Origin of the sequence: Fibrella aquatica, assembly GCF_041321135.1 — a bacterium.
GTDB classification, from domain to species: Bacteria; Bacteroidota; Bacteroidia; order Cytophagales; family Spirosomataceae; genus Fibrella; species Fibrella aquatica.
Genome location: NZ_JBGGWF010000001.1, coordinates 430,385 through 449,808, shown reverse-complemented (window position 1 = coordinate 449,808; position 19,424 = coordinate 430,385). Strand labels below are relative to the sequence as shown.

Here is a 19,424-nt window from a genome sequence, read left to right as displayed (position 1 = left end):
TTAATAGCGGGCTTTAGCAATCTGCACTAACTGGGTTACGAGTGCATCCAGCTGATCGTTGCCCAGTTGTGCACTCAGGGTTTCATTTACATCCCAGGCCCACTCGTCCAGCGTAAATCGTAGTTGATTAAGCGTGTCAGACCTACTGGTCCAGTCAACCAGTGGCTGGCCGTGGTCGATTATAACCTGTTCCATCACAGTCTCAGCCTGCACGGCCCAATCGGCCAGGAGATCAGCTCCCGGCGTTGTGCTATGAAGCGTTTCTCCCAAGATACCGTAAATGGCCGTAGCTACGGGGCGGTCTTGCAGCGGAACAGGTAGTTCGTGTTTAGGTCGGTTTACAACCTCCTCTTTCACGTCGGTAACCCGCTTAAGAAACTCAACTTCGTCAATTCGTTCCTGGCGATAGGCTTCCAGCGTTTCTTTGATCAGGTCAGATAACCGCCGGTAAAAAGCAGGGTCCTCATCCATTCGTTCGGTGATGGTACGATCCGTGCGCGAGGCAATTGTATGGGCCCGTGCCGCTTTTCCCTCTACCCTTTCTAGTTCCCGTTCGAAGCTTTCCCGGTCGAAGATGTTTACCTGCTGGGAGAGCTGTACGATTTCGTCAGCCGTAACGTGCGTGTCAATCAGTTTCTGAATCTGAGGTTCGTATTGACGGTAGTCTACGGCCAGCGAAAACATATTGATCACTGATTTTCGCAAACCCTGGAAGAACGTAAAATCGGTTTGATAACGTGCTACTTCCGGTTCGGGTGTTGAGGACACATATTCGTAGTTGGAAAGGGCCATGCTCAGCAAACGACTAAACTGACTTAGCCGCTCAAAAAAGACAGCCCGCAAGGCGGCATCGCTCAGCAAATTCGCAAAAGCGGCCGTATCCTGCCGGTTAGTGATGGTTTTGAACAAGTCCCACACATCGGAATGACGCTGTGGTAGTTTGGCCAATTCACGACGCATATCGGTGACGGTACCCTCCAGGTCGGCAGTATCAAAGTCTTCGAACGTACCTCCGTATTGCTCCAGGGTCTGAGCCAGTTCGGCAATGACGCCGTCGTAATCGATGATGTAGCCGAAATCTTTGGCTGGTGCTTTACGGTTGACGCGGGTAATGGCCTGAAACAGTGTATGCTCCCGCAGTTTGGTGCAGAGGTATAACACAATGTTGATCGGGTTATCAAAGCCCGTCAAGAGCTTGTTCACAACGATGATTACTTCTGGCGTAGTGTCACGTGTTTTAAACGCTTTACGAAGCGACTCGTCGTAATTTTTAGCCGTTCCGAAACGATCCATCATGCGTTTCCAGAACAAGAGCACTTCATCGTGGACAGTACCGTAGGCGTCTTCGTTACCCTCCCGATCATCGGGTGGGGAAATGAGTACCTCGGTTTTTACCTGCCCAATTTCATCCATAAAGCGTTTGAAGCGTACGGCCGCCAGTTTAGATGAAGCCACCAGTTGCCCTTTAAATCCGGTGTTTTTCCAGGTCTTGGCGTAGTGCTCGCTGATGTCCCAGGCTTTCGCGTAAATCACCTGCTCGCCACTGGTTAAGGCATCACGTCGACTAAACTTCTGATTCAGGTCGCTGCGCTGGTAGTCGTTTAGGGGTTCGGCAATACGATTGAAATAATTGTCGATAGGGCGCTCATTGACACTAAATAGCGGCGCACGGCCCTCAAACAGCAAGGGCACAACAGCTTGGTCAGCCACCGCGTCGGCTACGGTGTAGGTATCAATGATACCGCCAAATTTTGAGGCTGTGTTCTTCTCCCGCCGCATCAGGGCCGTACCCGTAAAACCGATGAAGCAGGCCGTTGGGAATACCTGCCTCATTTTCACGCTCAGTTTGCCATATTGAGTGCGGTGGGCCTCATCGATGAGCACAAACACATTGGGCCGCGTGATCGGCTCTGATAGCTTACGGATCGCGGCGTCGAATTTGTTGATCAGCGTGGCCAGTATGGCATCTGAATCGTCTTCGAGGTACTCGACCAGCCGGTTACCGGTAGTCGCCTGGACTACTTCTTTATCGCAGCGCTTAAACGTCTGGTAAATCTGATCGTCAAGTTCAACACGGTCGGTAACCAGAATGATTTTAGGGTTCAGAATGCTCTGGTCGGCCGCCAACAGTTGAGCCAGCATAACCATCGTGTATGACTTTCCGCTGCCCTGCGTGTGCCAGATAACCCCGCCCTGCCTCATCCCTGCCTCATCGACCACACTCACGCGACGGAGGGTTCGGCCAACGCCGAAGAACTGCTGATGCCGTGCTACGATCTTGGTCATCCCGTCGAAGATGATAAAGTTGTAGATCAGGTTCAATAACCGTTCGGGGCGACATAGTCCATACAGGAGCAGGTCTTGCTCGGTAGGTGCCCAATCAGCGCCATCAGCCACGACTTTCTTTAGTTGCCAGGCTCGGCGATCAGGGTTTTGGAGCAGGGCATCGCGGCACTGAGGCTGGTAGCTCGCATTTTTAAGCGCCTGTACCCTGGCCTGAAGCCGCTCTGCCTCCTGCCGGTTTGAGGTACGTTCGCGCCAGTTCTGCCAGAACTCTTCGTTAGTGTCGTTGGTCGCATACAACGCCTTGTTTTGGCAGAGGCTCACCAACAGTTGTGCCATGACATACAGGGGCCGAATGCCATCTTCCTGCTGGTTGCGCAGGTGCTGGGAGATCGCCTGGGAAAGCGGATCTTTCATGTCGGGCCGCTTGCACTCGATAACTACCAACGGAATACCATTGACGTAGAGCACAATATCTGGCTGGTAATGGTCTGACCGGCCGGTTCGGGCTACGCTCAACTCTTCTGTGACGTGAAACGTATTCCGTTCCGGGTGTTTCCAGTCAATGTAGGTCAGGCTAAAGCTTTTCTTGTCGGCCCCAATCGTTTCTTCAAAGCTTTTGCCCAGTGTAAGCAGATCAAACAGATACCGATTGGATTGCAGGTAGCCCAGTTCGCGCGGGTAATCCTGCAAGGCGAAAATGGCGTTGGTTATGTTGACAGGCGAAAAGTGGTAAGATGCCCCCTTGAATTTAAACAGGTTCAACTCTTTTAGTTTTTCGCGCAGAATAGGCTCGAGCAGCACGTTTCCAGACCCTCCCCGATCGGCTGTGTTGCCACGCAAGCGCATGGTCTCAACAGGCGACAGGTACTGAAAGCCCATAGCCTGTAGCAGTAATAAAGCTGGTATCTGGCTGCTGTCGTCTTCGCGGAAAGAGGGAGTCGTTTGGTGTGTCATAGCCTGTGGAGCCCGATTTAATCAAGTCCTTTCTGTCTCTGTCCTTTTTAGCAATTACCTGGGCCACACGCTTAAATGTATTGACATTTCGAAGGGAGATGCCTATTTTTGTATCATCATTATCCTTTGGACCGGGGTGTCCCCGATCGGCATAAGCCAGACGCGCGTCTGGCTTATTGTTTTTTAGGGGAATACCTTCAAGCCGTACTGTTTGCCATACTTCGCATATATTCTGGGCTTGATCACCTCGAAAGCGGGGTTTGCCCGAGTTGGGTCAATTACGTGCTGGGCAACTGGGTATGCGATCAGATCAGCCATTTGCAAACCGTTGATATTCTCCTTTTTGTCACAGAAGTCAATGGTGATATTGTAGGCTTTCAGTCGATTAGCCTCAACGTAGCCAGTTCCTCTGGCCAACAGTTTGTTGAAATGCTCCTTCAGTTTCCCGTCTTCCTTCTTTCCTCGCTTTTCGAGCACAATAGCGAGCCGGGCGTCTGGTTGTCTGAGGTCATCAAGCCAGAAAATAGCCCGCTCAACAATAAATGACAGCGCGATTTCATAAACGTCATCGACCAGTTTACCATATTGCTGTACATACCGCTCTTTCTTAATCGCTGATGCAATGACCGTATGATGTTTTTCGGTCATGATCTGATTGATGCCTTCGTAGAATTGCTGCTTGATCGCTAAATCAAATAATACCTGAAACTCCTTTTCGCATTTTCGAATATCACGTGAATGAAATATGACTTTCTTATTGCCCCAGATCGACTCTTTCAATGCGTTTAATTGAGTACGACACAACTCATAACTGGTTTCTGAAAATAAAACGCCACAAAGCACAAACACCGGCGAAACCGGATTGATGTTATGTAGGCCGTGATCACCACTTTCATCTACATATAGGGTATAGGTCATCGTATGATCAGGTGGGATTTACGTTTTTCTGATTCTTGCTTTTACCTGAGACTTCAGGCAAAGCAAAAGGGTACCATAGTGAATGAATAGAGGGTCCCTTTCTATACATTTTGCTGAACGTCTGTCTGCCAACTTACTTAGGGTACGTAATATCAATATCCCCAAACCTTCACTCGTTTCTTCCCCGTCAGCAACTGCTTCTTCAATGCCTCTATCTCCGCTGTTGCCAGTTGAATTTCAACATCAGCCGCGCTTAACACTGCCGAAATAGCACGTTGTTCCTATGGAAATACTATCGAGCAGCGCCAAAAAGGAAAAGAGGCTCTCGCGATAGAAGCGTTTTAACTAAGCATATTTTTGAGCTGAATTAAGCTCTTCCTGAGAGGGACGGTTATTGGCGTCATTTTCCATGGCTTGTTAGGTACGTTCTTCTAGCATTTCTTCTGATTTGGTGAGCGGTTAAATAACCTGCCGAAGTTTATCTTCACAATCAACTTACCGACCACTGTCTATTTGATAATGGCGTTTAAAAGCCTAATTCCTTCAAGCACTGCTGCATTCGGGCTTTGGCTTCAGCCAACTCAGTTTCTAACTGAGCTATTTCAGCCTGTGTTTCCTGGGTATCAGTAGGTTCTTCCTCTTCAAACGTGTCTACGTAGCGGGGTATGTTGAGGTTATAATCATTCTTACGAATCTCTTCCAGGGTAGCTCGATAGGCAAATTTTTCGGCCACAATACCAGCCGCCTCTTCGGGCGATTGCCGGAACGTCTGCACTATGTTCACGATCCGGTCGATGTGTTCGGCACGCATGACGTTCTGATTTTTAGCCTCGGCATATTCCCGGCTGGCATCAATAAACAGCACGTCTGTTTTTCCTACAGACTGGGTGTTTTCAGGCCGGGTACGCGCCAGGTTGAAGAGCAGAATGGCCGTTGAAATCCCCGCACCAAAGAAGAGGTTGGCCGGTAAACCAATGACCGCTTCGAGCAGGTTTTCCTCGATAAGCTTTCTCCGAATCAGGCCCTCCGAGCTGCCCCGAAATAATACACCATGCGGCACGATAACGCCTACTTTGCCACGGCCTTCGCAGGCAGTTTCGATCATGTGCGAGATAAACGCAAAGTCTCCTTTCGACTTTGGGGGCGTTCCCCGATGAAAGCGGTTATGCCGGTCGATAGGTGCGTTTTCGGCACCCCATTTATCGAGCGAAGACGGCGGGTTGGCTACCACAACATCGAACTTCATCAGCCGGTCGTTCTCCAGTAGCAGCGGATTATTTAGCGTGTCTCCCCAGCGAATGATAGCGTCGTCGAACCCATGCAAAAACATATTCATGCGGGCCAGAGCATAGGTAGTACGGTTAATCTCTTGCCCATACAGCGCAAAATTGCGCGAGCCAACTTGCTGACCCACTTTGATCAGCAAGGAGCCCGAACCGCAGGTAGGATCGCTAATGCGGCTACCGGGCTGAGGGGTCATCAACCTGGCAAGCAATATTGAGATGGCCGTTGGCGTATACGACTCACCTACTTTCTTGCCCGCCTCAGACGCGAATCGTTCGATCAGCAGCTCATACACATCCCCAATGACGTCCTGACTTTCCAGATGCGATGGCGTTAAGTCAACATGTCTGAAGCCCTCAATGAGGCTCTTTATCCGGCGGTTACGATCACGCGTTGGCCCCAACTGCTTCTCCGAGTTGAAGCTGATATCACCAAAGACCCCTTCGAGTTTTTCACGGTTCGCCTCTTCCAGATGGGCTAGGGCTATATCTAATTTCTCACCAATATCCGGATCATTTCGGTGATCATACAGAAAATCGTACCGGCATTCTGCCGGTGTCTGAAATCGCTCATACTGCATAGCCCGTTGCGTTCGCACATCGTTGTCTGGGGTCTCATTATACCGGTCGAGGTAGAACTGATAACGGTCTCTGTAAAGATCAGACAGGTATTTAAGAAATAGAAAGACCAAGATGTAATCCTTGTATTGAGCACCTCCAAACGTGTCCCAGGTACGCAAGACAGCGTTATTGATTTCGCTGGCACTAACGAGTCGAGGGATAGACGGAGTTGGATTAGAGTCTTGGAAAAGCATATTGAACAAGGGCTTCTTGTTTTTTGAGAATGGCTAGCGATAAATCACGTACCTGCATATACGTCTCATGCAGGTTTACTAACTGGTGCTGTGTGGCCAGGTCTGGTACCGGCACAGATAAGTCCAGAAAATCTTTCTTGTTGAGTACTGGCACCGTCGTCATGCTGCTTACCCGCAGTTTTAATTGTGCCTGAGCAGCGGGCGTGTTGAGGTAGTAAGCCAGATAAGCGGGGAGCACATCCGAACGTTGCAGGCGTAAAATGAAGAACACGGTAGACGCTGCGGCTTTCGGATAGTCCGGCTCGTAATACACCGCTGTGTTTCGTGCCCCTTTAGCTACAAGCAGAATGTCGTGAGGCTGTATAATGCCCCGCTCTTCCACATCTGAGGATATCATTGTTTCTTCCCCAGTCTTCACTAAACGCCCTAACTCGTCGATATCCCGGCTTTGCAGATATACCATATCACCCCCAATGGCATCCGGCTTCTGGATACCCATTTGTGCACTGACAATAGAAGCGAGTGGTAGCTGAATCATTACACAAATCTACAATATATTTTACTACATAAGAATAATATTGAATTTACTTCTTGACAGTATAAACTTTATTTTGTATCTTTATTACAGTTAACCACCTAACAAACAAACAGTTAAACAACAAATAACAAGATGTTGACCTACATTTTCCAAAACAGTAAAGGGCTCGAAATCGCACAGCGCACAACAGATATGTCGATAGGTAGCAAGGGATTCGTTGAGCTTGATGGCGATAACTATCGGGTGTCGCCATCAGCAAGTACCGACAAAATACTCATATGCACGCCCGTCAATTCGAATTTGGTGAAGTTCAATCCGGTTACCGAGCTCGTTGAATTTTTCAATAAAATCGGATTTGACGACGTCACCCCGGAAACGATTAACGAAGACGGTCTCAAAGACGCCTTCTTTGCTTTGGTAAGCCCTTTTTTTGAGATTCAGAAGGAAGTAACAGGCGAATACAGATCACCTGACAATACAATCCACAGTCTACGTATCGATGCTATTCTAACTCCCAAGCGGGAGAAGCATCTGGATGTTTTTGGTAATTACAGAAACCTTTCGTTTGGTGTAGAGCTGAAAAGCCCAAAAACAATAGGCAAAACACCTCAACAAAGCCTATCGGGATTATTAGCACAGTCTACAGATTACGCCAACTGCTTCTATGGTTCCTTCGGTCAAGTTCCCGTCTTTGCTTTGCCTGTATTTAACCATCGTGCCCGAGTTGAACTGTTAAACTACACGGCGAATTTTCATGTAGGATCAATTACTACGCACATTCAGAATGACAACGCTTACTATGCTTTTCGACTAGGCGAAATGGCGATATGGGATAGCCGGAATGGATTCAGTGAGTTAGGGTTAACGCATAAATTCAAGCGAAAATACGGCAACCGCTCTTAGTACTATAACTCATCAATAATAGAGTCTGGTAGAGGAACAATCTTCTACCGACTCCCCCCCCTTCGTCACGTATTCACATAGACACACCCATCGAACGGATCTGGAAGAACATTCGTCATGAGCTAACTAAGGTAGGTCTGATAAGCGCGCTAGCGTGTTTGCAAACCCATATCCGGGCCAGCAGGCTGGGCAATCGGTTTTTAGCCTTCGGGATTCAGGCATCGGCATGTCGGAACAGACCCAGCAGCAGTTGTCGGGTCAGGTGACACCCAGTCCGGGTACGGCCAACGAGATGGGCATAGGGCTGGGCTTAAGGATCTGTCGGGAGTTGGTTTTACTGAACTAGGGGGAGATCACTATTGATAGCAAGCTGGGACAGGGTACCACCGTAACGATCCTATTTTGATTAACACCAAACAAAACCTGGCTCACCAAAGGGGGTAAGGACACGTCCGCTTTTAAATCCTGCCTATTTATGGAGTCTATAGCAAAGAGATATCAATGTCATGGCGATTGAGGCAAGTGTGTAGCTAAATCGGTTTCGCCTAGCGAAAATGTGCTCATGTAAGGTCATCATTCGTTTAGGCAATTGTTCTAAATAGGTATACACTTATACTATAGCCTGTAATAACCTTTTTTTTAAAATCAAGGTTATTCAACTTTCCTTTCCGATCTTTCTACTTTGATTACGCCAAATTCTACCCCGGCGAATTTCTTAAATAAAACATGAAATCTCAGCTTCCCGCTAACACCATCATCGAGTGGTTCGAGGCGGCCGTGGCTCAACCGCTGCTGCCCAGCTCGCCAAGCTTCGCCGGGCATCAGACCTTCGCTCTACGCTCGGCCTGGCTCAAAAAAGGTCTTGATCAGTTGACCATTAACCCGGGTGTTTTCACTGAAGATGATGCCCTTGTTCGTCTGGGCGTTGGCAAAAACATGGTGACCGCAATCCGGCATTGGGTGCTGGCCACCCGCCTGGCTAGCACCAGCGGCGAACGCGGAGCTCACATGCAAGCCACCCCTCTTGGCACCTTGTTGCTAGCCGACGAAGGGGCCGACCCCTACCTTGAAGACCCAGCCACCCTGTGGCTGCTGCACTGGCACCTCTGTGGCCCCGGTTCCCCGGCATACACCTGGGTCTATGCTTTCAATGTTTGGCGCGAGTGGGAATGGACCGCCCCCACCCTGGCCCAGGCCGTACAGGCAGCTGCCCGCGTCAGTTCGGCCAAAGCTGCTTCATCGGAAACTGTGCAGCGTGACGTGGCCGTATTTCTACAAACCTATGTGGCCAGCACTGAGCGCGGTCAGAACGCTGAAGACGGCCTCGACTGCCCCCTGCGCGAGCTGGGCCTGTTGCGAGCCGGTTTTGGCTCCGGGCAACAGTACAGCTTCGTCGTAGGACCAAAAGCTAGCCTACCGGCCCGTGTGTTTGCCTACGCTTTGTTGAAGTTCTGGCGTTGGAAATATCCTGGCAGCACCACTATTGCCGCCCGCGACATTGCCCAGACAGAGGGATCACCCGGAGTCATATTTAAGCTCGACGAAGACTCAGTACTAGCCTACCTCGACCAGCTCGACACTCTCACCGGCGGAGCCTTGCGCTTCGAAGACACCCCCTTGGTACGCCAGGTGATACAAACCACCGCTAACCCACCCGACCCGATGGCGCTACTGCATCAGCACTACGCCCTCGCCTCCCTTACCGCCTAACCTGTCCATGCTCACCGCAACTGCCCCACTCACCCTGGCCGATATTGTTTCCGTGCGGCCCCGTTTCGGCCGTTCAGTTCACCTTGAGCGCGATCTGGCTACCCACGCCACCACCCCTGACAACTACTACCTTACGCCCTCGGCTATGGAGGCCTTGCAGGGGGTGTTGCGCGCCCAGGCCACGCCCGCTGACCGCGCTCTGACCATCATTGGCCCTTATGGCGTAGGCAAAAGCGCTTTTGCCTCCTTCTTAGCCCGGCTGGTATCAGAGTCCGAATTTAGGCAGGCCGTGAAGCTTCCCGATAGCCTTCCCGCCGTTCCCCAGCTGCTGCCCGTACCGATAGTCGGCTCCCGTACCGCCCTCGGACCAGCCCTGCTGGCCGCCCTGCATCACGCCCTTGAAGCTGCTCCCGGTGCGCCTAAATTGCCACAGGAATTGTTCACGGCCGAAGTTGACCCCAGCCCCCGTGCCATCGCTAATGCGTACCTGGCCGCTGCTCAGGCCGTGGCCACCGTGGGTCTTCATACTGGCCTGCTGTTGCTGGTGGATGAGGCCGGTAAATTCCTTGAATACGCCGCTGCACACCCCCAGGCTGGCGACATTTTTGTGCTACAGGAGTTAGCTGAAGCTGCTGCTCGCGCTCCGCAGAATACCCCGCTGTGGGTGGTTACGGTGTTGCACCAAAACGTCGATGCCTACGCTTTCCGCTTGGGCCGTGCCCAGCAGGCTGAGTGGACCAAAGTAGCCCAGCGCTTCCGCCAGCTCCCCATGTTTCCAACCGACGTGGAACGCATGGACCTCATCGGCCGCGCCCTGCGCCACGACTCCAAGCTCAAACTGAATGGCAACCTCACGGCTGTACTCGCCCCGCTGCTCGACCCGCAAAATCACTTGCTGCCCAGCGGACTGGCACCACGCTTCGAGCAACTGGCTCGCAGTGCCTATCCGCTGCATCCGGTTGTGCTACTGGCCGTACCCGCCTTATTTCGACGGGCTGGCCAAAGCCACCGCAGCGTGTTCAGCTTCCTCGAAGGTCAGGAAAACGGGGCTCTCGGCCGCTTCCTACACGAACAGCTTTTTGACCAAGCTAACCCGGCTTTCTTTCCCCTTGACTGTCTTTTCGACTATAGCCACGATGTACTACTTGCCCAATACACCGGTCCCAATGCCCGTCCCTGGTTCGAGGCTGTAGAGTTAGTAGCCCAGGCCCTTGACCGCGAGCCGGCCCTAAGCCCTGCTGCCATGCGCGTCCTCAAGTGCATCGCTTTGCTCAGTTGGCTGCGTGAGCAGCGTCTCCCGGCTTCTCATGCGGTCCTCATGGCCGCCCTTGGTCCTGAGGCTCAAGTCGGCTGGCAGGAGCTGGAAAACCGCTCACTCGTGGTCTTCAGCCGTGCCCGCAACAGCTTCCGTCTCTGGGAAGCTGGCGACGTAGACGTGGAAGGCGAGCTAGCTAAGGCACGCGCCGCCCTCACTGGCGACGTGTTGCTGGCCGCTACGCACGACCCCGACTTGTTTCCGCTGCCGCGCCTCGTGGCCCGAAGGCACTCATTCCGCACCGGCACATTACGCCCAGTGGCGGTGGAAGTGCTACGCCCCGAAGATGTCGTGCCTCGTGCTGTCGACCGCCGCGATGAATTAGCCGTCCTGCTCTGCTTGGCACCCAATCTCCCCGCCCAAGACTCAGCTGAGCAGGACGCTCAGCGCCTAAGTCAACCTAACTTACTCGTAGCCGTAGCCCTTGAAACTGAAGCCCTGCGCGATGCGGCCATTGATCTGGCAGCTGCGCGCGTAGTGGCTACCGAGGTACCCGCCATTCAGGGCGACCGGGCTGGTCGGCGAGAATTAGCTCTACGCCGTCACGAGGCCGAAACCGTGTTCCGTGCCGAATGGAGCCGCCTTTTTGGCCCTGCTATGGGCGGCGATGCCAGCTTGGTCGCAGAGAAAGAAAGTGCTACCACGTGGTATAGCCAAGGCCAACCACTGGCTTTTTCTAATGCCCGAGATTTTAGCCGCCAGCTGTCGCACTTGGCCGACGCAACGTTCCCGCGCACTCCTATCCTGCGCAACGAGCTGCTTAACCGTCGGCAATTGTCTTCGGCAGGGGCCGCGGCTCGCGGGGCGCTGGTTAAGGCTATGCTGACCAGGGGCCAGCAGGCCCGATTAAATTTCGAAGGCTTCCCTCCTGAGTATGCCATGTACGCCTCTGTATTATTAGCCACTGGCCTACATTACCCTACGGCTACGGGCGAATGGGCTTGGCGTAGCCCTGCCGAGGCTAACCCCGCCGACCCCTATAACCTGGTACCCTTGTGGAAAGCCATTGAGGAACTGGTATTTCAGGCTGAAGGACCACTGCTCCTCACCACCCTTTATGACCACCTTCGGGCGAGGCCCTACGGGGTTTCTGAAGGTGTGCTACCGGTGCTGGTGGCCTTGTTCCGCCGAGTCCACGAAAACGATACTGCCCTCTACCGCGAAGGCTTGTTTTTAGCCGACGAGAAAGAGGCTGACTGGGAACTACTGCTGCGCCGCCCTGATATGTTTGCTCTGTCCGACAGCCGAGTGAGTGGCGCCCGCCTGGCTGTAGTGCAGCGCATTGCCGAACGTACCGGCGTTCGGCCTCAACTAATACCCGTGGTACGCCGCCTGCTGCGGATGCAGAATAACCTGACTGAATTTGCCCAGTACACCCGACGATTACCCGAGGCAGCTTTAGCTCTGCGTGACGCCTTCCAGGCCGCCCGTGCTCCCGAACAGCTGCTCTTCCGCGACACACCCGCCGCTCTGGGCCTGCCCGCGTGGTCGGCCGGAGGCGAAGCTGACCCAGTCCATGTCAATACCTTCTTTACGTTACTCAATCAGGCCCTGCAAGCTTGGGAACAGGCCTTTCCTGCTGCCCGCGATAAAGCCCGCGACTTACTGCTTCAAGCCTGCGGCCAGCCCATTGGCCCCGAGGGCTGGCTCACTCTGCATCAGAAGGTGCAGGAGCTGCCCGCCCGCACCTTGCCGCAGTTGTTAGTGCCTTTCGTTGGCCGCTTCACCAACCACGCCGACCCTGATGCCGACCTTGACCGGGTGCTGGCCCTCGTCACCAACTGCCCGCCCGAACGCTGGCGCGACCTGCACCTCGACAACTTCCCTAGTTACGCGGCTCCTTTCGGGGCAGCCCTGCGAGCAATTTGGGCTCCGGTTCCCGCTAGTTCACCCCGGCCTGAGCTAACTTCCACTACCGATAAAAAAGAGGTAAAGGAGTTGGTGAAACGGTTTAAGGTGCTGGCAAGCCCAACTAATGGGCCTGCTCCTTCGCGTCCGGTACTACGGGCGGCTCTGCTGGCCTGGCTCGATGAGCTGGACGCCAGTGAATAGCAAATTTTATATTTTCAGAAGTATCATTGGTCTTCTATTCTCAACAGTTACCTCGTGAATCTACCCAACTATACCGGCCCGCTCCACCCCAAAGGCCAAAAGGTGCGTCACATCCTTTGCCTCTCCGGCGGCAAGGATTCTACCGCTCTCGCCTTGTACATGCGCGACCGGGTGCCTGAAATGGAATATGCCTTTGCTGATACCGGCGAGGAACTGCCCGAAACGTATGAGTATCTGGCTCTGCTTGAGGCATATTTAGGCAAAAAAATTGACCGTCTGAATCCAGACAGACAGTTTCAGCATCATCTTGATATTCGGAATGGGTTCCTCCCCTCTGGCCGTCAGCGGTGGTGTACTGAATTACTTAAAATCAAGCCATTCGAGGAGTTCGTTGGCGACGACTTGGTGTATTCTTACGTTGGCATCCGCGCTGATGAAAACCGTTCGGGGTACATTTCTAGCAAACAGAATATTATTCCCATCTTACCGTTTAAAGATGACGGTTTAGGTTACGAAGACGTAAGGCAAATTTTAGATAGCAGTGGCTTAGGCCTACCCAAATATTATGAATGGCGCTCACGCTCAGGTTGCTACTTCTGCTTCTATCAGCAACGCAACGAGTGGGTTGGATTAAAGGAAAGACACCCCGAATATTTCGAAAAGGCCAAAGCTTTCGAACGGTTTGACAAAGAAACAGGTACACGATATACTTGGAACCAAAGGGAAAGCTTGAGCGAATTGGAGCAGCCGGAAAGAATGGCTCAAATAAAGGCTGACCATCAACAGCGTCTTGAGCGTCAAAAAAACTTAACACCAGCAAGTTTGCTAGATATTTTGGGAGAAGACGACGACAGCGAAACGGGTTGTCTGATTTGCCATTTGTAGTTTTAAAATGGAAGAGAAAGAAGTACTAATTAGAGAAGAAAAAGTAGCGGTTAGCTACCATAGAGGGTTTGGGCTAGTACGTTCGGCGGTAGCAGGCGTGTTACGTGCATTATCCGACGGAAAAAGGCGGCGCCAGGTAGAAGATGCTCTTACATTAGGCCCTGACCAGTTTACTGCTGCCTTTGGCTATTGCGAGCGTTGCGGATTAATAGCTAATGAAAAACCTACTGCATTTGGTCTTGCCGTACTGGAACATGATGCAACACTTTCCAGAGTTGCGACACAGTGGGCAATGCACTATTTTATAGCAAGTCCGTCCCTGAACTCTCCAAATTATTGGGCCGCGCTAGTAGCTAGCAGTTTAGGACTGGCGAGGCAGATAGGACAAGCAGAAATAGCTGGTTCGATTATAGGCTTTACAAAAGAGGCTTCAAATTGGGAGCCGTCGGAACGCACAGTTAAGTCAGGAGCAACAGCCTTTATCAGCACTTACAGCAAAGAGGAAGGTCTTGGTGCGCTCGGTATTTTGGAAGATGCTGGTCGCAATCAATACACCGTGCGCCAGCCCCGCGCCGTTGCGCCGTTGGTATATGCCTGCTTGCTGGCCGATTATTGGGAACGTCAGTGGAACGATCGGCCCGAAGTGCAACTGGAGGAGGTGACCCAGGGTGAACTGGCTCATGTGCTGTTACTGAGCGAAAACAAAGTCAACGACTTGCTAGGCGTACTCGCCGCTCCCGATATAGCCCTCATTAAGCGCCAGCGCAAGCATTTACCCTACCAGGTAAGTCGCCAGCCCGGCTTACAGGCTGCTAACCTTTGGGCCACCCATCTCTACAGCTAAGCTGGTCTTACTATGTCGCCCATTTCATCCCTTGAGGCTTCTTGGCCCGATATGGCCCCCTCTGCATTACCAGTAGAAGTGCCTTCGGCCCTGACCAACCTATATGCCACACTAGCCAGTAGCAGTAACAGCCGTCGTTCAGCTGTGCTATGGGCTTCACCCAGCACCTATGCGGTTGGCCCTCAGTGGGCGGCCCACGGCCTAGGCCTTGCTCCGCGCCACTTGGGCCGGGCGGTAGTCGCCACCTGCGAGGCGCAGGGTACACAACGTGTACCCCGCATTGGGGCCTTGCTCTGGCAGCATGTACTGGCCGTGCATGCCGCCACTGGCCCGGCCGGCACTTGGCTGGCGGGCCTTGATGCCCTACTGCTGCATCTGCCTGCCTCTGAGCGCGTCTTCTTTTGGCATTCACTCTGGGAGTTGCGGCAGCGCCCGCCATTGATACTCGTGTTGCCCGATTCCTTCCGGGACGTAGGTCCCACCGACCCAGGCCGTTGGCTTACCGCCGACCCTCCCCGGGGCCTACATCTATAGGCGCTGCCCTAGCTTGACTTTATATTAACTTTATTCTTTTCTGCAATTCACACCTATATGGCTGCAAGTTTTACAACTATTGGTGCAGTTACCGTTCCCAATCCGGAGTTTCGCTTCGTTTACGACGTTCGCCTTAGTCAGTACCCCGACGACCCTGACAATCTGGCATTAGCCAAAGCTTATCAGTGGACTAATCTGAAGATTGGGCGCGATGAGAGGCCCTCTGTGCAGGTGTTGGTGGATGTTTGCAATGCTTTCGAGTTCCAAAGCGAGGAAAACCGCCGCGTGCTGCTAGCTACTTACGGCCACGGCAAATCACACTTGGCCTTGGCGCTGGCCAACTTCTTTGGTCAATCTGCAGGTTCCGAGCCTGTCGAAGCTGTCATTAATGGCGTGGCCCACGTCGCACCCGGTATAGCGTCGCGATTGCGCTCTTTCAAGGATCAGAAAGCGCCCTATCTTATTTTGCGCCTCGTGGGTGGTGAGTCTGATAGCCTGTCAGCGGCTGTAGTGCGCGGCCTCGAAGTGGCGCTTAAGGAGCACCCCACCACAAAAGATGCCGAACTGGACCTCTGGTTCGATGAGGCACTCAGAGTGCTTGATACATTTAGCTCTAAAGAGAAGGACGATACCACTGCTTTCCTCGACGTTCACGCGTCTACCGAAAACCTCGACTTCGGTGCTCTGCGTGCCACCCTCGACCCCGCCCGACGCGATGGGCGATACCGCCAGCTCATCCACCAAGTCGTGCACCATGTGCGGGGGGTATATCCGCACTTTGATGCTGCCCTTTCGCCGCGTGATCTGCTAGTAAAGGTGGCGAGTAAGTTTTGTGGAGAGGGCAAGCCTTTCGCCGGTATACTCATCCTGTTCGATGAGTTTGCTGCTTTTGTCGAAGCTTATGCCAAACAGTACGGCCTGCACACCGAAAGCCTCCCCCTACAAAGCCTGCTTGACGGTGTCAGCCACCTGCGCCAGCACAACCAAGCGGTATTTCTGGCTTTCGCCCAGCAAGACCCTGACCTTGTAGCCGAGCTGGCCATGCAGGAGCGGGGTGCTGGTGCCAGCACGCTCAAAGACCTCAAGAAAGAGCTAACCCGCCTGCCCAGCGAAGGCCGCAGCCCGCTCTACTCACCTATGGAAGCCGTGCTTGATGCCTACCTTAAGCAGGATAAAAACATTTGGGACGAGCTTACTCCCGACGATTCCGTAGCCGACAATGACGTAATTGACTCCGTCGATGCCGTGCGCAACTTTTTCCCGCAACGCTATACTGATTCAGCTGGATGGACGCTAGATAAAATCCGTACGACAATAGCATACGGTTGTCACCCACTGCACCCGCTTACCACAGCCTTGCTCTGCTCGGCAACGCTCCGGGCTGGCACCGCTGCCCGCACGGTGCTTTCCTTCGTTAAGGACATCATGCAGCACTACAGCCGCCGCCCGGCACTAGGCTTCGATGGCCGACTTTGCTGGGTCCGGCCTATCGAGTTAGTAAAGTATTATCAGCGCCAGCTTGTTACAGAAGATGCCTGGAAACGCTACGACAATACGCGCATCAAAGCCGGTCCCGCCGCTATCGACGGGGCTGATGCCATTCTGCAGGGAATGCTGCTGTACGAATCAGCTGGCTTCCGCCCTGGCGACACTACTACTACCGACTACATCGGTACCCTAGCTGTTCTTACCGGCCTGACTCGTCCTGATGTAGAGCGTGCCCTGCATACCCTCTGCGAAATAGGAGGCTACATTGAGAAGGATGCTGTTAGCAATACGTACCGATTTTGGCCCATCGGCCAGGATGGCTCCAAGCTTCGCCAAACTCTGCTTGATCAAGTAGTCCAGCTGCGCCGCGACCCTGTCAACTCTGAGATAGCCCTGAGCGAAGGACTCGACCGGGCTGCATTGCCTAAGATCGAAGAGTTGACTTTCCATAATACCAATGGAGTTGAGTGGGGCGCTCGGGTACTGCTGGTACCCCGCACCCAGTGGACTACGCCCAATCTTTTCAGTCTGCTCAGAGCCCAAGGGCTCGAAACCAACGGTCACCTAACTGACGCTGCCCGTGGCTATGTGTTACTTCCGCTGGCGGCTGACGATGCCGAAATGCAGTGGCTACGCCAGCACGCAGCCAGCACGCTCGATACGATGCTTGCCGACAACTTCTCCGATCGCAGCCAAATTCCTCCAATTGTGCTGGTGCTACCCAAAAAGCCGCACGAAGGGCTGTTTAATGTATTACTCGAACTCCATATTCTCGACAGCTTGCCGCCGTCTACCAAGCGTAACCTAGGCGAAGAGCCGGTCAAACAGCGATATGCTAGCCTCCAGGCTAATCTGATCAACGCCGCACAGGCATTGAAAGAGGAACTATCTGCTGCAGCTAGCTGGGAGGTGCCAGCCCACTTGCGGGCGGGCGTAGCCGAACGTATCAGCGCTAAGCGCATAGTTAACCTCTCACACATACTCCAAGCTGCCTATGAAACTGCTTATTATCGCTTCGCGCCTTACCTCGGCGATTCTACCCGGGCCAACAAGCTGCGCGAAGCCGTAGGCTTAGCCGTTACGCGCCTCTACCGGGGTAGCTTCCTCGATTGGGATGAAGCCACCCGCGCTAATAACCTGGGCCGGGCTCGCGACCTCTACAACAAAGTGTTGCGTCGGGTTCCTGGTGCATGGGGGGTAGTTGACCTTAGCGACCGCGTTGTGGATCCGCAACTTACACAGGTTAAATACGCTTGGGAGGTGCTAGAGGCCGCCGTGCCGGCTGGGTCCGAAAACGTCCGCCTGCGGCCCTCCCTGTTGCAACTGCTCAATGCTCCCTTCGGCTACGATAGTTACGCACTTAGTCTACTATTCGCTGCCTGGTACGGAGTCAACCGCTACCAGCTTAAACTGACTTCTGCCGCTGGTCGACCCCTCGAGCCTAAAGACTGGCTTGGTACTACCAACGATTTCAAAGCCATTCTCGAAGGGTTGATGCACCACTTCGACGTGCGTGCTACCCGCCTCAACCTACCGGCTGGTAAAGGCTTAGCGCAGGAACTATTGGCCAAGCTCCGCTACCGTGAATCACTTTCCCTGGCCGATGCTGAAAAGGCCGTAGCCGACCTGCGGGACTACGCTTCCCAGCCTGATGCTGAGCCTCAGCTCCGCCAGGAAGCCGAAGAAGGTGCTCGCCAGCTCGAATACGAAGTCCAGCAGGCTCTGACCTTCGAGCAACGAATTAATGAGGCTACTACAGCACTTAATACACTCACCGCCGACGCTAACGGCGTGCGAAAGCTCATCGAGCTACATCAGTTATTCAGCAATCCCACTGTTGTAGGTCTGCCATTGGGTAGTGTAATTCCTCCAGCGCAAGCTACGCTTTCCACCAACCGGCACCGGGTAGCCGCTAAGCTGCGTCAGAATCTGACGGAAGTTTGCCAAAATACGGCCACCATCAGTTCTATCAAGGGCTATGATCTGGCCCGCCAACGTCTTGATGCCTTGAGGGCAGCCGTTGTTCCGCTAGGGGAGCCCGATCTTGAAAGCCGCATTCAGGATGCTGAGCAGATGTTGGAGGAGCAGCATGTGCAATACACGCGCATCGAACAGGATGGCCCTATCCGTGAGAAGCTGTCTGAAGCCCGCCGGGCTGCTACGTTGGCCGAGTGGCGCGAACTCCTAGCTTTCCTGAACACCGTCGAGCCTCAAGCTGAGGCCACTCGACAGCAGGTAGAGGATGTCATACAAAAGCTGACTACCCGTCAGCTTGAAGCTGAGCAGTGGCTTTTCGCTTCAATCACCCGTGCCGAAGCACTTACCGACACGGCTACTATCAACACTTTCACCCGCGACCTCGCCCGTCATCTAGACCAGTTCAAGGGTACTCCGGAAGCCGACACGCTTAAGCAACTCGAAGCTCGGGCTGATCGCGCTTCCACCTTGGTCAAGCAACTCGACGATTTGCGAGGTAACCGCCCCAAAACGGCTGATGCATTACGTACTGCTGTTCGTGATTACGAGACGCTGGCCGCCAGAACTGGCTGGTCACTCGCCCAAGTTGAGCGTATTCAGGAGGAACAAGCTAAACTGGAAGGGCGCTTCGCCGAGCAGCGGCAGGCAGCTAGTACTAAGTTGGCTGACCTAGTGTTTCGTAACACTGCCGGAGAGAGCGCAGCCGTTCTACTTTCTGAGTTAGAAACCCGCCTTTCTTTCCTGCCTGATGAAGAAAAAATCGAGCGTAACACGCTGGAAAAAGCACTGCGTCGCCGCATGGCACAGGATAAAGCTGCCCTGACCGAAAAAGCCTTCCTCGACATCGCCAACCGGTCCGAACAGAAAGCCTGTTTGGTTCGCTTACATCAGCTTCTCGAAACGATTACCGATTAAAGGCTAT

General features: G+C 53.3%; 12 protein-coding genes. 8 read left to right on the top strand and 4 right to left on the bottom strand.

Going from position 1 to position 19,424, the window contains the following annotated elements; translation table 11 throughout:
* From ACAW87_RS01530 to ACAW87_RS01515, 4 genes are all read right to left on the bottom strand, one after another.
* Positions 1 to 3,240 carry a type I restriction endonuclease subunit R gene (locus ACAW87_RS01530; RefSeq protein WP_370721381.1) on the bottom strand — a complete coding sequence of 1,080 codons (3,240 nt, stop codon included), beginning with the start codon at positions 3,238 to 3,240 and terminating at the stop codon, positions 1 to 3.
* 183 nt (positions 3,241 to 3,423) lie between these two features.
* A complete protein-coding gene (locus tag ACAW87_RS01525) occupies positions 3,424 to 4,158 on the bottom strand; it encodes a DUF3800 domain-containing protein (protein WP_370721380.1) in 735 nt (244 codons plus the stop codon).
* A 526-nt stretch (positions 4,159 to 4,684) separates the two neighbouring features.
* Positions 4,685 to 6,256: a type I restriction-modification system subunit M gene (locus ACAW87_RS01520; protein WP_370721379.1), complete on the bottom strand. Its 1,572-nt coding sequence runs from the start codon at positions 6,254 to 6,256 to the stop codon at positions 4,685 to 4,687.
* Positions 6,237 to 6,794 (bottom strand): restriction endonuclease subunit S, encoded by a 558-nt coding sequence (locus ACAW87_RS01515; RefSeq protein WP_370721378.1) that lies wholly within the window; start codon positions 6,792 to 6,794, stop codon positions 6,237 to 6,239. The genes ACAW87_RS01520 and ACAW87_RS01515 overlap by 20 nt, the downstream gene beginning before the upstream one ends.
* 132 nt (positions 6,795 to 6,926) lie before the next feature.
* Between ACAW87_RS01515 and ACAW87_RS01510 the strand changes: the two genes are divergently transcribed.
* The 8 genes from ACAW87_RS01510 (at position 6,927) to ACAW87_RS01475 (ending at position 19,417) form a co-directional block, all read left to right on the top strand.
* Positions 6,927 to 7,697, top strand: a complete 771-nt coding sequence (locus tag ACAW87_RS01510; RefSeq protein WP_370721377.1) for a hypothetical protein — start codon at positions 6,927 to 6,929, stop codon at positions 7,695 to 7,697.
* 154 nt (positions 7,698 to 7,851) lie between these two features.
* The gene (locus ACAW87_RS01505) at positions 7,852 to 8,043 is read left to right on the top strand and encodes an ATP-binding protein (protein WP_370721376.1); all 192 of its coding nucleotides are present in this window, start codon (positions 7,852 to 7,854) and stop codon (positions 8,041 to 8,043) included.
* Between the two features lie 380 nt (positions 8,044 to 8,423).
* On the top strand, positions 8,424 to 9,407 hold the full coding sequence (locus tag ACAW87_RS01500) for a DUF4007 family protein (RefSeq protein WP_370721375.1): 984 nt from the start codon (positions 8,424 to 8,426) through the stop codon (positions 9,405 to 9,407).
* A 7-nt stretch (positions 9,408 to 9,414) separates the two neighbouring features.
* Complete coding sequence (locus ACAW87_RS01495; protein ID WP_370721374.1) at positions 9,415 to 12,774, top strand: hypothetical protein; 3,360 nt, start codon at positions 9,415 to 9,417, stop codon at positions 12,772 to 12,774.
* A gap of 54 nt (positions 12,775 to 12,828) precedes the next feature.
* Entirely contained in the window at positions 12,829 to 13,659 is an 831-nt protein-coding gene (locus tag ACAW87_RS01490) for a phosphoadenosine phosphosulfate reductase domain-containing protein (protein WP_370721373.1), read from the top strand.
* Between the two features lie 7 nt (positions 13,660 to 13,666).
* Positions 13,667 to 14,503, top strand: coding sequence for a DUF4007 family protein (locus ACAW87_RS01485; protein ID WP_370721372.1), 837 nt, complete (start codon positions 13,667 to 13,669; stop codon positions 14,501 to 14,503).
* A 51-nt stretch (positions 14,504 to 14,554) separates the two neighbouring features.
* On the top strand, positions 14,555 to 15,037 hold the full coding sequence (locus ACAW87_RS01480) for a hypothetical protein (protein WP_370721371.1): 483 nt from the start codon (positions 14,555 to 14,557) through the stop codon (positions 15,035 to 15,037).
* Between the two features lie 57 nt (positions 15,038 to 15,094).
* A complete protein-coding gene (locus ACAW87_RS01475; RefSeq protein WP_370721370.1) occupies positions 15,095 to 19,417 on the top strand; it encodes a coiled-coil domain-containing protein in 4,323 nt (1,440 codons plus the stop codon).
* Positions 19,418 to 19,424 lie beyond the last annotated feature (7 nt).

Excerpts from the sequence above, each read along its gene's own strand:
- ACAW87_RS01510 (WP_370721377.1), top strand. The coding sequence starts at position 6,927 with ATGTTGACCTACATTTTCCAAAACAGTAAAGGGCTCGAAATCGCACAG.
- ACAW87_RS01500 (WP_370721375.1), top strand. The coding sequence starts at position 8,424 with ATGAAATCTCAGCTTCCCGCTAACACCATCATCGAGTGGTTCGAGGCG.
- ACAW87_RS01475 (WP_370721370.1), top strand. The coding sequence starts at position 15,095 with ATGGCTGCAAGTTTTACAACTATTGGTGCAGTTACCGTTCCCAATCCG.
- ACAW87_RS01525 (WP_370721380.1), bottom strand. The coding sequence starts at position 4,158 with ATGACCTATACCCTATATGTAGATGAAAGTGGTGATCACGGCCTACAT.
- ACAW87_RS01520 (WP_370721379.1), bottom strand. The coding sequence starts at position 6,256 with ATGCTTTTCCAAGACTCTAATCCAACTCCGTCTATCCCTCGACTCGTT.
- ACAW87_RS01485 (WP_370721372.1), top strand. The coding sequence starts at position 13,667 with ATGGAAGAGAAAGAAGTACTAATTAGAGAAGAAAAAGTAGCGGTTAGC.
- ACAW87_RS01530 (WP_370721381.1), bottom strand. The coding sequence starts at position 3,240 with ATGACACACCAAACGACTCCCTCTTTCCGCGAAGACGACAGCAGCCAG.
- ACAW87_RS01480 (WP_370721371.1), top strand. The coding sequence starts at position 14,555 with ATGGCCCCCTCTGCATTACCAGTAGAAGTGCCTTCGGCCCTGACCAAC.
- ACAW87_RS01515 (WP_370721378.1), bottom strand. The coding sequence starts at position 6,794 with ATGATTCAGCTACCACTCGCTTCTATTGTCAGTGCACAAATGGGTATC.
- ACAW87_RS01495 (WP_370721374.1), top strand. The coding sequence starts at position 9,415 with ATGCTCACCGCAACTGCCCCACTCACCCTGGCCGATATTGTTTCCGTG.